15 protein-coding genes and 1 pseudogene are annotated in these 14,181 nt (G+C 66.0%); 10 read left to right on the top strand and 6 right to left on the bottom strand.

Annotation, left to right across the window (positions count from 1 at the left end; genetic code table 11):
* Nucleotides 1–52 precede the first annotated feature (52 nt).
* The 5 genes and pseudogenes from ABJ196_RS02030 to ABJ196_RS02010 form a co-directional block, all read left to right on the top strand.
* Nucleotides 53–514, top strand: coding sequence for a hypothetical protein (locus ABJ196_RS02030; protein ID WP_347304992.1), 462 nt, complete (start codon nt 53–55; stop codon nt 512–514).
* 43 nt (nt 515–557) lie between these two features.
* The gene (locus ABJ196_RS02025; RefSeq protein WP_347305026.1) at nt 558–1,745 is read left to right on the top strand and encodes a 5-(carboxyamino)imidazole ribonucleotide synthase; all 1,188 of its coding nucleotides are present in this window, start codon (nt 558–560) and stop codon (nt 1,743–1,745) included.
* A gap of 27 nt (nt 1,746–1,772) precedes the next feature.
* Nucleotides 1,773–2,273, top strand: a complete 501-nt coding sequence (gene purE / locus ABJ196_RS02020) for a 5-(carboxyamino)imidazole ribonucleotide mutase (RefSeq protein WP_068801577.1) — start codon at nt 1,773–1,775, stop codon at nt 2,271–2,273.
* 91 nt (nt 2,274–2,364) lie between these two features.
* A complete protein-coding gene (locus tag ABJ196_RS02015) occupies nt 2,365–2,820 on the top strand; it encodes a YdcF family protein (RefSeq protein WP_340711931.1) in 456 nt (151 codons plus the stop codon).
* 128 nt (nt 2,821–2,948) lie between these two features.
* Nucleotides 2,949–3,119, top strand: a pseudogene (locus ABJ196_RS02010) (bile acid:sodium symporter family protein); the annotation flags it as partial.
* A 359-nt stretch (nt 3,120–3,478) separates the two neighbouring features.
* Here the strand turns inward: ABJ196_RS02010 and ABJ196_RS02005 are convergent.
* Nucleotides 3,479–3,643, bottom strand: a complete 165-nt coding sequence (locus ABJ196_RS02005; protein ID WP_347304991.1) for a hypothetical protein — start codon at nt 3,641–3,643, stop codon at nt 3,479–3,481.
* Between the two features lie 235 nt (nt 3,644–3,878).
* On the opposite strand from ABJ196_RS02005, the gene ABJ196_RS02000 reads away from it, so the two are divergent.
* From ABJ196_RS02000 to ABJ196_RS01990, 3 genes are all read left to right on the top strand, one after another.
* Nucleotides 3,879–4,268, top strand: coding sequence for a hypothetical protein (locus ABJ196_RS02000; protein ID WP_347304990.1), 390 nt, complete (start codon nt 3,879–3,881; stop codon nt 4,266–4,268).
* 65 nt (nt 4,269–4,333) lie between these two features.
* Complete coding sequence (locus ABJ196_RS01995) at nt 4,334–4,846, top strand: sigma-70 family RNA polymerase sigma factor (RefSeq protein WP_347304989.1); 513 nt, start codon at nt 4,334–4,336, stop codon at nt 4,844–4,846.
* Nucleotides 4,847–4,857: 11 nt separating this feature from the next.
* Complete coding sequence (locus ABJ196_RS01990; RefSeq protein ID WP_347304988.1) at nt 4,858–5,949, top strand: hypothetical protein; 1,092 nt, start codon at nt 4,858–4,860, stop codon at nt 5,947–5,949.
* Between the two features lie 18 nt (nt 5,950–5,967).
* Here the strand turns inward: ABJ196_RS01990 and ABJ196_RS01985 are convergent, their stop codons facing one another.
* Nucleotides 5,968–7,026, bottom strand: coding sequence for an RNase H family protein (locus ABJ196_RS01985; protein ID WP_347304987.1), 1,059 nt, complete (start codon nt 7,024–7,026; stop codon nt 5,968–5,970).
* 243 nt (nt 7,027–7,269) lie between these two features.
* Here ABJ196_RS01985 and ABJ196_RS01980 point away from each other — a divergent pair, with 243 nt between their 5' ends.
* Both ABJ196_RS01980 and ABJ196_RS01975 read left to right on the top strand, forming a co-directional pair.
* Nucleotides 7,270–8,433: an NRAMP family divalent metal transporter gene (locus tag ABJ196_RS01980; protein ID WP_181734575.1), complete on the top strand. Its 1,164-nt coding sequence runs from the start codon at nt 7,270–7,272 to the stop codon at nt 8,431–8,433.
* A complete protein-coding gene (locus ABJ196_RS01975; RefSeq protein WP_347304986.1) occupies nt 8,433–9,203 on the top strand; it encodes a putative hydro-lyase in 771 nt (256 codons plus the stop codon). The genes ABJ196_RS01980 and ABJ196_RS01975 overlap by 1 nt, the downstream gene beginning before the upstream one ends.
* 67 nt (nt 9,204–9,270) lie before the next feature.
* Here the strand turns inward: ABJ196_RS01975 and ABJ196_RS01970 are convergent, their stop codons facing one another.
* From ABJ196_RS01970 to ABJ196_RS01955, 4 genes are read right to left on the bottom strand one after another with little or no spacing between them, the layout of a single operon-like run.
* The gene (locus ABJ196_RS01970) at nt 9,271–9,888 is read right to left on the bottom strand and encodes a GntR family transcriptional regulator (RefSeq protein ID WP_347304985.1); all 618 of its coding nucleotides are present in this window, start codon (nt 9,886–9,888) and stop codon (nt 9,271–9,273) included.
* 50 nt (nt 9,889–9,938) lie between these two features.
* Nucleotides 9,939–11,669, bottom strand: coding sequence for a biotin carboxylase N-terminal domain-containing protein (locus ABJ196_RS01965; protein ID WP_347304984.1), 1,731 nt, complete (start codon nt 11,667–11,669; stop codon nt 9,939–9,941).
* A gap of 4 nt (nt 11,670–11,673) precedes the next feature.
* Nucleotides 11,674–13,215, bottom strand: a complete 1,542-nt coding sequence (locus ABJ196_RS01960; RefSeq protein ID WP_347304983.1) for a 5-oxoprolinase/urea amidolyase family protein — start codon at nt 13,213–13,215, stop codon at nt 11,674–11,676.
* Nucleotides 13,215–13,976: a 5-oxoprolinase subunit PxpA gene (locus ABJ196_RS01955; protein ID WP_347304982.1), complete on the bottom strand. Its 762-nt coding sequence runs from the start codon at nt 13,974–13,976 to the stop codon at nt 13,215–13,217. Before ABJ196_RS01955 ends, ABJ196_RS01960 begins: the two co-directional genes overlap by 1 nt.
* Between the last annotated feature and the right edge of the window lie 205 nt (nt 13,977–14,181).

Raw genomic sequence — 14,181 nt, 5'->3', positions numbered from 1 at the left:
GAGCGTTGCAGGGTGCGGCTGTTGGGGCGAGAGACGTCTAGGATGTGGAGTCATGAATCTCATGAAGATGCGTCCGGGCGAGTATCCCGTCGTCGACGTGACGGCGCCGTATCGCTCGCTCATCTTCCCTGTCCTCGAGCTCATCCTCATCACGGGGCTCGCTTGGATCGGCATTGGCTACCTGGACGCACATGGCTTTGAAGCAACGGTGCGCAACGCCGTGGTGGTGCTCTGGGGCATCCTTGTGCTGTGGCGCTTTGTCCTGCCGGTCTATCGCGCACGCCGCCGTCGGTTCATCCTTACGACGACGCGCATTATCGCGCGGACCGGCACGAAGATTGACTCCATTCCGCTTTCCGATGTCGTGGGCGTGCGCCGCCGCCGCGGCGGGATTTCGCTTGCTATTCGCGGCTACGATCGGGCACTGTATTTCCCGGATCTGCCGCGCACGAAGCGCATCGAGCGCGCCGTAGCCTCCGAGCTGGAGCAGTACAGCTCGCCGCTGTGGCGCTAGCCATAAAAGGCCACGGAGGGCGGCTAGTAGGATGTAGGGCGTGATTAAGACAGTAAGCGTTATCGGAGACGGCCAGCTCGCGCGCATGATGCAACCGGCGGCCGTTGAATTAGGAATCAAACTCCAGCTCCTCGCCGGTGCCCCAGACTCATCCGCGGCCCAGGTCATTCCCGCCGTGACGGTGGGGGACTACCACTCCACCGCGGACTGTCTCGCCGTCGCCGAGGGCTCGGACGCCGTCACTTTCGACCACGAGCACGTGCCTTCCGATGCCCTCTCTGCCATGCTCGACGCTGGCTACAGCGTCCAGCCCGCCCCGAGCGCTCTCATTAACGCCCAGGACAAGCTGGTGCAACGCCGCCGCATGCGCGAGCTCGGCGCACCAGTGCCGCCCTTCGCCGCCATCTCTTCGGTGGAGGATGCCCAGAACTTCTGGAACGAGGTCGACGGCAACGTCTGCCTCAAGGCCTGCCGCGGCGGCTATGACGGTCACGGCGTGTGGTTCCCCAAGGACCCGACTGAGCTCGAGTCCCTTGTCGCTGAGTTGCTCGAGGCTGGCACCCCGCTCATGGCGGAGAAGAAGGTGGCGCTTACCCGCGAGCTGTCTATCCTCGTCGCTCGCAATCCCTCTGGTGAGGTCAAGGTCTGGCCGATCACCATGTCCGTGCAGGAAAACGGTGTCTGCGCCGAAGCCATCGCGCCCGCTCCGGATCTCGCTCCCGAGCTCGCACAGCGTGCCACGGACCTTGGCGTGCAGATCGCCACCGAGCTCGGCGTGACGGGCGTGCTCGCCGTCGAGCTCTTCGCCTATACCAACCACGAGGGCGCAGAGGATATCGCCGTCAACGAGCTGGCCATGCGCCCCCACAACACGGGCCACTGGACCCAGGCAGGCTCCATTACCAGCCAGTTTGAGCAACACCTGCGCGCCGTCCTCGATCTCCCGCTGGGCGATCCGTCTGCCTCCGCGCCCATCACCGTCATGGCTAACGTGCTCGGCGCCGACGAGGATCCGGCTATGCCCATGGCCGAGCGCGTCGTCGAGGTCGCTCGTCGTTTCCCCAACGCCAAGATTCACCTCTACGGCAAGGGCCACCGTCCGGGCCGCAAGATTGGCCACGTCAATCTCACCGGTGCGGCTGCCGATGCCGCCACCGTCGCCGCCACCCGCCGCGACGCAAAGCTCGCCGCGAACTTCCTGGTCCACGCCGAATGGGCTGACCAGGCCTAACACGACTACTTTCCGAGGAGACAAAACATGAACGCACAGGTCGGCCTCATCATGGGCTCCGATTCCGATTGGCCCACCGTCGAACCCGCCGCCCAGGTCCTCGCGGACTTCGGCATCCCCTTCGAGGTAGGCGTGGTCTCCGCGCACCGCACCCCGGAGAAGATGCTGTCTTACGCCAAGTCGGCGCATACCCGCGGCCTCAAAGCGATCATCGCCTGCGCCGGTGGCGCCGCCCACCTGCCAGGCATGGTCGCAGCCGCGACGCCGCTGCCGGTCATCGGTATTCCGCGTGCGCTTAAAGACTTGGACGGACTTGATTCCCTGCTCTCGATCGTCCAGATGCCCGGAGGTGTACCCGTCGCGACCGTCTCCATTGGCGGTGCCAAGAATGCCGGCTTGCTCGCCGTGCGCATCCTGTCCGCTGGCAACGCAGAGCTTCTGCAAAAGATGGTCGACTACCAGGCGAATATGGCTGCCGAGGTCGAGCAGAAAGACGCGAACCTCCGCGCCAAGTTAATGGGTGAGTAGCGCTTTCTTCGCGTATGCGCCGTACGCACCGCCGGACTCACTGGCATGTGTCCATTCTTTGCCTGGTGGCGCAACGATTATGCTTATCCCCGTGGATCCTATCGTTGTTCTCGGCTCGCGCGTCAAGCGCGGGCGTCCAGGGATATTGCTCGAGGAGCGTTTGCGTGCGGCGATGGCCGCAGCGGTACCTGGGCAGACTTTCATTGTCAGCGGTAGGGGCGAGGCGCCCGCCATGCGTCGCTACCTCGAGGAGCACGGGTTTGATGGGGTGATCGAAGATAACGAGGCGACATCGACGAATGAGAATCTTGAAAATGCGTGGCGACTTGCCGGTGGGGCTGGCCGTCTCATCGTTGTAACTAACAATTTTCATGTACTGAGGACGCGGTTGTGGGCCTGGCATTTGGGTATTCCGGCCCGGGTCATTTCAGCTCCCACCCCCTTTGATCAGCGCCTGGTCAACTATGCGCGGGAAATTGTCGCGACCCCGCATTCGGCCGGGCGGATCCTCTTTCGGAAATTAGTACACACCCTGTCGAGGGCGTAAATTGTGCGAAGTTACATTTCGCACTAATCGGTGTTGCACGCCACGCCTAGCGTAATTGTCATACCACTGCCACCCATGCATGGTCCTGTTATGTGTTGAAACCTTTCCTAGGAGCATGCCTTGAACACTCCGGTATGGCCGCACAGTTCTTTGCGCCCGAGGCGGCCCTGCCAGGGGCATGCGCGGCCGTCATGCACAACGTTAACGGCGCTATCTATGCCTTTCTTGTGTGTCGTCTCGATGGGCGACGCGTGCGGGCAACGGTGCCCGCGCGGGAGCGCGAAGCGCAGTCGGTATAAAATGCCTCTGAGTGCATAACAATTCCACAGGGTGAGACTGTGGGGCGCACGTTTTCACCCCCGCATTCCGCCCCCATTTCTATCAATCTATTGAACGTGCACCTAAAGGCCCTGTTCGCGCCGATTGTTTAAGTAACTTTTTTATAACGGCGCCGTGAAATCCTTTCGTATTACGTCAAAATGGTGCATATTTTAACTCACCCCACCATTTAATGAACCTTCGTGCAAGGGTTCATTCCATTTACTTGGCGGTGTATTGGGGCCCGCCAGGACATGCCGCCGCTCGGTTCCGTCGATGGGGAGCGCAACCTCTATCGAACGTCGAAAGCTGAGCGGCGGTGCCTTTCTTGGGGGCTGTCCTATGTCTGGGGAGTTAAAGGCACCGAATCGAGACGCAGCGTCGGCATGATCTGATCGAGCGGCATGACGGCCAGATTCAGTGTCCCCTCGTAGCGGCCTTCCATCATGCCCATGGGGTGGATCACGCCGTCCTTGAGGGCGAAAACGGGGGCCAGAATCACCATGGTTACTTGTTGCTTCGAAGACGAGTCGCCCGAAACTGGTGTGGTACTGGTAGGTGCCGCGCTTAGGTATTTCCGCTGGTTGCGCTCACTGTGGCAAGCAAATGCAACGAATAGCCAGAGAAATGCAGGGCTCGTTGTAACGCTGTGCGCCCAAACAACCACAAGGAGGGTGAAAGGCTTCCGGCGGGAAAGAATGCCAGTACGAAGCACCACCACGAGAAGAAGGAGTCCTCTCATGAAAAAGGGAATCATCGCCATCACCACCGCCACTGTCGCCGTCCTTGCCGCGGGTGGGGCAGCGATTGCCACGGGCGCGAACGATACCCCCGCCATGACTGCTGGCACGGAGGATATCCTCAAGCCTGGCATGGAGATGACGTTCACCGCGACGTGCCCCGATAACAGCACACGCGCGGACCTCACCACGAGCTTCGGTGCCCACGCCGTCCTGCGGCCGGCGGCAGATGCTGGCTACCTCATGGGCGAGATCACCGCGCCGGAGCAGATTGGCCCCGGCCCGGCGGACGGCTACCACACGTACACTGTTACCTGCGAGAACGGAGCGACGACCACCGCGCGCTTCGCCGACGCCGGCAACGGCACGGCCAAGACGGCCCGCAGCTAAACCGCACACGCGGCCGACAGCTCACGCCGCGACAACACCATAGGTACACCTCAAGAAAGCAGTCAGTGTCCGTCACCTATCTCCCCGCCGCGCACCGGAAAGCCTTTAGCGAGGCTTTCCGGGCGCATTACCCTGCCGTGCGCGCGTTCTTTGCGCGCCGCGCGCCCGCCGAGCACGTCGAGGAGTTCACCGCCGACGTCTTCGAGCGCGCCTGGGTTAACTTCGACCAGATTGAAGGCAGCGTCCTCCCGTGGCTCTACGGCGTCGCCCGCAACGTCGTGCGCGAACACTATCGCACGCAGGGGCGCCGTCCCCGGCTCGTGGATCTCGAGCAGGCGGAGGCGGATCCCCAGGCCGAGGATTTTGCGAGCCACAGCGACCTGAACCTCGATATCAACCGTGCGCTGCTTACTCCCAGTCCCGCTGAGCGTGAGATCCTCACCCTCCACGCGTGGGAGGGCCTCACGCCAGCCGAGCTCGCCGAGGTCCTCGATCTCACTCCCACGAACGCCCGCGTGCGTCTTCACCGCGCGCGCACCAGCCTCGCCCGCGCCCTCGACCGCGCCGGCTCCCACTAAGGAAAACCGTCATGAACGATCCTCTCGCCCAACTCGCTGCAGCTAACCCCGTCCCCGACGAGTCGCTCACCCCCGAACAGCAGGAGCGCGCCGACGCCCTCCTGGAACGTTTCACACAACCTGCCCAGAAGAAGCGCCGTCCCTTTCTCGTCGCTGCCGCGGCCGTCGCGGTGCTTGCCCTCGGCGTCGCCGTCATTCCGGGCTTGAGCAATAACGCCACGCCCCAGGCGACGGCGGAGGAGGTGCTCGCGCAGGCGGCGGCGGCATCGGCAAGCCAGGCGGACGCCCCGGCCCTCGGTCAGGAGTACATGAAGCGCATGGACAGCGACGGCCAGGCTACCGTCACCACGGAATACGAGGTCCACGCCGGCCAGCTGCGCCAGTTTACCCGCACCGAGGGCACCTCCGCCGCGCTCGCGGACTTCGACCCCTCGCCCCGTATCACGCTCGCCCAGCTTGCCGATGCCCCCTCCGCCGACGCCCTGCGCGACCTCGCCGTCGCCACGTATGGCGACGCTGCGCTCGGCTCGCTCCAGCTTCTTCTGCACCCAGGGCTGACCTCCGCGCAGCAGAAGCTCGTCTATGACAACCTCGCGGCGGCCGGCGGCAACGAGCTGGGCAGCGCGGACATCACGGCGGGCCAGGACTCGCTCGTCACCGTCTACCGCGACGCGGACCACGTGAGCTTCAGCGTCCTGCCGTCCACGGGCCAGATCGTCGAGGTCCACGGTCTCGTCGCCCCGGACGTCACCACCCGCGTCGAGGCCACGGCCATCCTGGGCTGCGTCGCCGCGACTGGCCTCGAGGGCCCCGAACTGATTTCGCTCGCCTGCGCGGACAACAACTACCTCGTTCGTGACCTCCAGTGGTCGAACTGGGGCGCCGACTCCGCCCGCGCGGAAGGCACGGCTTTTATCAACGACTGTGACCCCAACTGCGCGGAGTCTGGCTTCACGCAGCTGCCCGTCACCGTCACTGTGCGCGAGCGCCAGGAGTGCGGCTACAACGCGAAGCTCTACTCGAAGCTCGACGTCGCCTACGCGGACGAGCCTGCGCGCAACGAGACCTTCGACATCGGCTGCGACTACGAGCTTATGAATTAACCGCGGGCGCCGTGAAGGCTAGCGTGCGAGCTTGCCGGGCAGCTGGCGCAGGATATTGTCGATTTCCTTCCACGCGGTCGCGCGCGACTCCTTCTCGGGGAAATTCGAGGCACGCAGACCCAGGTACGCGATGCGGTCCGCGGCGTGGTTGAGCGGGTCGCCCGCATGCCCGAGCACGCGCCCGATGGTCGCCTTGCCTTGCTTGTTGAAGTCCCGCCACGCCTGCTGGAAGCGCGAACGTGCGCCCGAGGAGACGCCGCGCCATGTGCGCCGCGACTTCGCGCCGCGTCCGCCTGCCAGGATATTGTCCACGGCCTCGAGTGCCGCGACGGAATCTGACTCGATGATGACGCGCTCGAAGCCGTTCTTCAGCGCGTACTTGAGGGCGAGCGTGATGGTCTCCAGCTCGAGCTCGTCCGTGCCCGCCTTCGTCATGCGCGTGCGCAGCTGGTAGTCGCCATTGGAGGCGACGAAGCACATCGCGCCCTTAGACAGCGTGTCCGAGGACGCGTCCGTCGCAATGCGCACCTGCTGGCCCCGGCCCGCAAAGCGCGAGCGGTTGGGGAGCCAATGCGTGGGCGGCGCCTCGACCGCCGGCGCCTGCTTGGCGGGGCGCTCGCCTTCCTTCTTCGAGCGGCGCACGGCCTGGGCCTCGTGCTGCTTGCGCAGTCCGCGTGCCCGGTTGCCCGCTTTATTCTCGTCCGCGAACGAGCCGGTGACGAGGTAGCCCGCCCGGCGGATGCGCGTGCCCAGCGCCGCCTGACGGCGTCCCACCACGACCCAGATGGGCTTGGGAACGCTTTTCACCGCGCGCTCGAACTCGGCGAAGACCCGGGGGTAGGGGTCCGCGTCCATCGTCTTGCCGGTGCGCACGAAGCGGCGCTTGCCGCCTGCCTCGACCGCGATGACCCAACCGTAGAGCTTGCCGTGTGGTGCCGACTTCCAGGGGATATCCCACAGCGCGATGGCCACGTGGGTGCGCGCGGAGATCATCTCTTGGGTGACCTTGCGCGTGGCGTAGGTGCGCGAGGACTTGCCCATGAGGGTGGTGATATCGATCGCGTCCTTTTTTGCCATGCCTCTAAGTTAATCGCACTGCGCCCGCCTGCGCGATTCAGGTCCGCGTCGCCGCCGCGCACCCTGGTTCTCGACGCAGCGGGGGAGTGGCCCGCCCCACCCTATTTACAGATTGTTGAACAAACCCCTATGATGATCGGCATCACACACCGCTGCGACCCCCATCACTTAAAGGAGCTCATCGTGAGAACGGAAACAACCGCAACGCCCGTCCAGAAGAATCCGCCCAAGGGCATCGGCGCCATGGCCGGCGCCATGTTCCTCATGGCCACCTCGGCCATCGGACCGGGCTTCCTCACCCAGACCTCGGTCTTTACCGTCCAGATGGGCGCGGCCTTCGCGTTTGCCATCCTCCTGTCGATCCTCGTCGACATCGCGGTGCAGCTCAACGTGTGGCGCGTCCTCGCCGTCTCCGGCCTGCGCGCCAACGAGCTGGGCAACACCGTCCTGCCGGGCCTCGGCTGGGTCATGGCGGTCTTCGTCTTCATCGGCGGCCTCGTCTTCAACATCGGCAATATCGCCGGCGCGGGCCTGGGCGTCAACGCCATGCTCGGCATCGACGCGCGCTGGGGCGGCATCATCGCCGCAGCTATCGCCGTGTTCATCTTCCTGTCCAAGCGCGCGGGTGTGGCTCTCGACCGTCTCGTCGCCGCGCTCGGCGCCATCATGATCCTGCTCATGCTCTACGTCGCCATCGTCTCCCAGCCGCCGGTCGGCGAGGCCTTGAAGAATACGTTCCTGCCCGAGGAGATCGACTTCTTCGTCATCACCACCCTCGTGGGCGGCACTGTGGGCGGCTACATCACGTTCGCCGGCGCCCACCGCCTTATCGACTCCGGCCTCACCGGCCCGGAGAACATCAAAAACATCACGCAGACCTCCGTGTGGGGCATCATCATCACCGGCATCATGCGCGTCCTGCTCTTCCTCGCCATCCTCGGCGTCGTCGCCACCGGCGTGACCCTCTCCAAGGAGAACACGGCTGCGGACGCCTTCTTCCAGGCCGCCGGCCAGTTCGGCCTCCGCGCCTTCGGCGTCGTCCTCTTCGCCGCGGGCCTGTCCTCGGTCATAGGTGCGTCCTACACCTCCATCTCCTTCGTCACCACGCAGCAGGTCGCCCCGCGCACCCGCAACTTCCTAACGGTCGCCTTCATCGTCGTGTGCACCGTCGCATTCGCCATCATGAACTCCGCTCCGCAGAAGCTCCTCATCTTCGCCGGTGCCTTCAACGGCCTTATCCTTCCCATCGGCTTTGCCGTCGTCATGTGGGTCGCCTGGCGCCGCCGCGACCTACTGGGCGGTTATAAGTACCCTGCGTGGCTGCTGGGCATCGGCTTGCTGGCCTGGCTGCTCACCATCTTCATCGGCGTCAAGGCCTTCTCCGGCATCACGGCGCTGTGGGCATAATGATGACTCCCGAAGAGGTTCGCGCCGCAGCGCGCACCCAGGCGCTCACCACGACAGCGGGCCTGGCGCGCGGCTACATGCAAGCCAATCTGCTTGCCGTGCCCCAGGAATACGCCTTCGATTTTCTGCTTTTTGCGCAGCGTAACCCCAAGCCGTGCCCCATCGTGGGTGTCCTCGAGGCAGGGCAGTATTCCTCCGAGCTCCTGCCCGGCGGCGACATCCGGACCGATATCCCCGGCTACCGCGTCTTCCGTGACGGCGAGCTCATCTCCGAGCCTTCCGATGCCACCGCCTACTGGTCCCAGGACATGGTCGCATTCCTTATCGGCTGTTCCTTTACCTTTGAGACGGCTCTCATCGACAACGGCGTGCCCGTCGCGCACATCGAGCAGGGCCGCAACGTGCCCATGTACCGCACGACCATCCCCACGACCCCGGCGGGTGTGTTCTCCGGACCCATGGTCGTGTCCATGCGCCCCATCCCGGCCGCCCAGGTCGCCGACGCGGTGCGGATTACCTCGCGCTACCCGTCCGTTCACGGCGCGCCCGTGCACGTGGGCGACCCGGCCGCCATCGGAATTGCGGACCTCACACAGCCAGACTTCGGCGAGGCCGTCGATATCCCAGCGGGCACCGTGCCGGTCTTTTGGGCGTGTGGCGTGACCCCGCAGGCCATCGTCATGGAGTCCAAGCCGAGCCTGGCGATTACGCACCAGCCCGGCACGATGCTCGTGACCAACGCGCGGGACCTCGAATACCAGGTGCCGTAATACAGGGCTCGTTGCCTAAAACGCGCGAAAAATCGGCGCAGATGTGGCCGACTTTTGGCAGTGAGAGCTAGTTGAGTACGGCGAGGATCTTGTCGAGCGTGCCCAGCAGCGTCGCGCGGGAAAGCTCCGCGGCGTCCTCGCGCTTGCCCTCGGCAATGAGGGTGGCGAGCTCCACGTTGCCGTCGATGTGGGAGGCGTGGAGATCGGGGTAGCGGGGGATGACGCGCAGGAAGCTCAGGCGCATGCGCGCGAGCAGGTTGGACATCTCGCGGTCGAGCGAGACACTGCCCAGGCTCGCCACGAGGGCACGGTGGAAGCGCTGGTTGATAGTCGACACCATTGCGTGGCCGGGCTCATCCAGGTGCTCGCGCGCCGAGGTCGTGAGCGTGACCAGTGCGCCGGGGTCGTCGAATGTGCCCCACCGCACGCCAGCGGGTTCGAGGGCCGCGCGGGCCAGGTAAAGATCGCGCACGAAGTCTGCGTCCGGGACAGCAAGGAAGACGCCGCGGTTGGGCTTGCGGTGGACCAAGCCTTGTGCGCCGAGCATGGCGAAAGCCTCGCGCAGGGTATTGCGCGAGCAATCGAAGCGTTCGGCGGCGCGGATTTCGCTGAGCTGTTGGCCAGGCTCGAACTCGCCATCGGAGATAGCCTCGCGCAGGGCAGAGGTCACGGAGTCAGCAAGCATGCGTTTGACCTTACTCTACGGCGACGGAGTCCGAGCCTGGATGCACCGACTTAGGCGATGGTGGCGATGACCGTGCTGGGGGTGAGCTTGTCTCCCGGCTTCGCCTGGAGCGTGATGGTGCCGGTGTGTGGGGCCTTGATGGTGGATTCCATCTTCATGGCCTCGACCGTGGCGATGACGTCGCCCTCGCTGACCTGCGCGCCGTTGGGGACGTGCCAGTCCACGAGGTTGGCCTGGAAGGGGCTCGTGACGGCGTTCTCGTCGGTGGGGCCGGCGCCGGTAGACGGTGCGGAGGAGGGGGCATCGGAAGGCGCGGTGAAGAGCTCGGCGGGGAAGCCGATGTTGACGAGCTTGCCGTCGATCTCCACGGCGACGGTGCGGCGTTGGGCGTAGATGGACTCCACCGGCGCGGACTGCACGGCGCCGCCCGGGCGATAGTTGTGGTCAACCCAGTCGGTGTAGACGCCCTTGCCGGAGTCGAGGTTCACGAGGGCGGGCTCGTGGACCATGTCACGGTGGAAGGGGAGCACGGTGCGCACGCCGTTGATGGTGAACTCCGTGAGTGCCTGTTGCGCGCGGCGCAGAGCAACCTCGCGCGTCGGGCCCCACACGATGAGCTTGGCGATGAGCGAGTCGTAGTACGGCGACACGATGGAGCCGGAGCGCACGGCCGCGTCGACGCGGATACCAGGGCCAGTGGGCGGCTCAAAGGCGACGATGGTGCCAGGGCAGGGCGCAAAGCCGTTGAGGATGTCCTCGGCGTTGATGCGGAACTCGAAGGCGTGGCCGTGGGAGGCGGGATCCTCGGTGAGCGAAAGCTCCTCGCCCGCGGCGACGCGGAATTGCTCGGCGATGATGTCGACGCCGGTGACGACCTCGGTGACGGGGTGCTCGACCTGAACGCGGGTGTTGACCTCGAGGAAGGAGATGGTGCCGTCCTCAGAGACGATGTACTCGACGGTGCCGGCGCCGGTGTAGCCGACCTTCTGGCAGATGGCGCGGGCGCCCTCGATGATGCCCTCGCGCTGGGCGTCAGTGAGCCCCGGGGCCGGGGCCTCCTCGACGAGCTTTTGGAAGCGGCGCTGCGTGGAGCAGTCGCGCGTGCCGAGCACGACGACGTTGCCGTGGGTATCCGCGATGACCTGGGCCTCGACGTGGCGCGGGTGGGTGAGGAATTTCTCGACGTAGCACTCGGCGCGGCCGAAGGCCTCGCGGGCCTCGCGGCCGGCGGAGTTGAAGGCGCCCTCGATGGACTCGAGATCGTCGACGACCTTGAGGCCGCGTCCGCCGCCGCCGTAGGCCGCTTTAATCGCAATCGGCAGGCCATGTTCCTGGGCAAACGCTCGGGCCTCCTGCCAGTCGTCAATGGGATCGGAGGTGCCCGGTGCCAGCGGCGCGCCGACCTCCTCGGCCACGCGGCGGGCCGCAATCTTATCGCCGAGCAAGTCGATGGCGTCCGGGGACGGGCCGACCCAGGTCAGGCCGGCGCCGGTGACGGCGCGGGCGAACTCGGAGTTCTCCGACAGGAAGCCGTAGCCCGGGTGGACGGCGTCCGCGCCCGCGCGCACCGCGATATCGAGGATGGCGGGGACGTTCATGTACGTATCCGCCGCGGTGTTGCCCGGCAGGGCGTAGGCCTCGTCCGCGACCTGCGTGTGCAGGGCACCGGCGTCAGCCTCGGAGTAGATGGCGATGGACTTCATGCCAAGGTCGCGGGCGGTGCGCGCAATACGCACGGCGATCTCGCCGCGGTTGGCGATGAGCACGGTCTGAATCTTCATGTTTTTACTTCTCCACAATCTCGAAGCGGACGCGGGCCCCCGGCGGGAGCTGGGCCGCGATATCAATGTCTTCTTCTAGTACCGTCGCCACGACGGGGTAGCCGCCGGTGACGGCGTGGTCGCGCAGGAAGACCACGGGCTTGCCGTTAGGCGGAATCTGGACAGAGCCCGCGACCATGCCCTCGGAGGGCAGCTCCTCGTAGCGGTTGCGCTCGAGGGTGACCTCGGAGTCGAGGCGCAGACCCACGCGGTTGGAATCCGGCGTGACGGTCCATTCGGTCTCCGTGAAGGCGTGCACGGCGTCGGCCGGGAACCAGTCGTCGCGCGGGCCGAGCACGCAGCGCAGACGGCCGACGGTGCGGCCGCTTTCCTCGGTGACGCGCAGCGGGTTGGCGAGCTGCGCGTCCGTCATGGCCGTCGAGCGCGGCAACACGCCGATGACGTCGCCCTTGTGGACGGGGTCTGGGCCGAGGCCGGAGAGGATGTCAGTGGCGGATGAGCCGAGCTCGGCGTCGGCGACGATGCCGCCGCGAACCGCGACGTAGGAGCGTAGGCCCAGCGTCGCATTGTCGATGGTGAGCGTCTGGCCCGCTGTGACGAGCACGGGGCGGGCGAGGTGAACCGGCATGGTGCCCAGCTTGACGCGGGCGACGGCGCCGGTGACGCACACGACGGTATCGGTGAGCGCACGCACCGTGAGCCCGCCAATGTTTTCGAGCACCGTCGCACCGCGGGGGTTGCCCACCGCGATATTGGCCGTCGCTGCGGCTGCGCGGTCCGCCGCACCCGAGGGCGTGACCCCCAGGTTGCCGCGCCCCGGGCGACCGAGGTCCTGGTACAAGGTGAGCAGGCCAGCCTCGACGACCTCGAGGCGCGGCAGGCGCGCCGGGGCGCCGGCGTGGCGCGACGTATCCGGCAGCAGCTCCGGAAGCTGCGACACCGCGCGGTAGCGCACGCGGTCGCCGGGCTGGACGAGTGCGGGCGGCTGCGCTTGGGACTGCCACATGGGCGTCGTGGTGGTGCCGAGTAGCTGCCAGCCGCCGGGGGAGACGCGCGGGTAGACGGCCGAGAAGTCGCCCGCGATGCCCACTGCGCCCGCCGGGACGGCGGTGCGGGGCGTGGCGCGACGGGGCATCGCCAGGCTGCGGCCCGGGTCGGCCGGCGCGCAGTAGGTAAAGCCCGGCGCAAAGCCGCCGAACGCGGCGGTCCACTCGGTCGACGTGTGCCATTCGATGAGCTCGTCCGGGGTCATTCCCGCGAGTTGGGCGGCCTCTTCCACGTCCTCGCCGTCGTACAGAACGTCGATTTCCACAGTGCGCGGCTCGGCGGCGGCGCGGCTGGCGGGCTCAAAGCTCGGAAGGACGCGCGCGGCCTCGGCGGCGGCGTTGGGGGTTTCGAAGGTCAGTAGAAGCGTGGTCGCGGCGGCGATACAGTCCACCTGGTCGCGCAGCGGCTCGGCCTCGAGCGCGCCGTGCCACGTCATGACCTGGTCCAAGCCGTCTAAGTCGATGAGCAGGGCGCGCGTGCCCACGGGATGGATACGCATTAGATGAAGCTCCGCACGTCGATGCCCTTGTCCTTCAGCGTCGCGACAACGTTGCGCAGCATGTCGACTGCGCCCTGCGAGTCGCCGTGGGTACAGATGGACTGCGCGTCGACGTCGAGGCGCGTGCCGTCGTAGGCGGTAACCGAGCCGGTCTCTGCGACCTGGAGCACGCGCGCCGTGACCTCCTCGGGGGTCTCGAGCACCGCGTAGTCCAACGTGCGGGAGACGAGCGTGCCGTCCGGGTTGTAGTTGCGGTCCGCGAAGGCCTCGCGGATGACGGTCAGGCCATTCTTCTCTGCGATGTCCACGGCGACGCCGCCGGGCAGCAGCATGAGCGGGATGTCGCCGAAGGCCTTGACGCCGTCCACGACGGCCTTGGCCTGGGCCTCGTGGTGGACGATCGCGTTGTACATCGCGCCGTGCGGCTTAACGTAGGAGACCTTCGTGCCGGCCGCGCGCGCCAGGGCGTCGAGCGCGCCAATCTGGTAGGTGACCTCGTCCGCGAGCTCCTCCGGCTTGTACTCGATAAAGCGGCGGCCAAAGCCAGCCATGTCGTTGTAGCCCACGTGCGCGCCGATGACGACGCCGCGCTCCGCCGCCGCGCGGACCGTCTGCGCGATGGAATGGGCGTCGCCCGCATGGAAGCCGGTGGCGACGTTGGCCGAGGAGACCATCTCCAGCATTGCCGCGTCGTCCGCGACGGGGGTGCCTGCGGTGGTCTCTCCGAGGTCGGCGTTGAGGTCAATGTGCAGCGCGCTCATGTGGGGCCGGTCCTTTCTACTGTGACGCCCTGAGGTTCCGGGCTAGATTGTTGAACAATATGATGTGTAGTGTAGCCCGCGTCACCCCATATTGTGAAGACCGTTATGCTTTGCCCGCCCGCATGACTACCCCCACTCGCGACATCATGATCTACGTTGAGCACATATAAGCCCCGGATCCACGAACGCAGATGCCGCTTATATG

The sequence above is a fragment of the Corynebacterium sp. SA-MJD20WY100 genome (assembly GCF_039822565.1).
Classification (GTDB): Bacteria; Actinomycetota; Actinomycetes; order Mycobacteriales; family Mycobacteriaceae; genus Corynebacterium; species Corynebacterium phoceense_A.
Note: the sequence above shows the minus strand (reverse complement) of the source record. Positions and strands in the feature narration are given on the sequence as shown.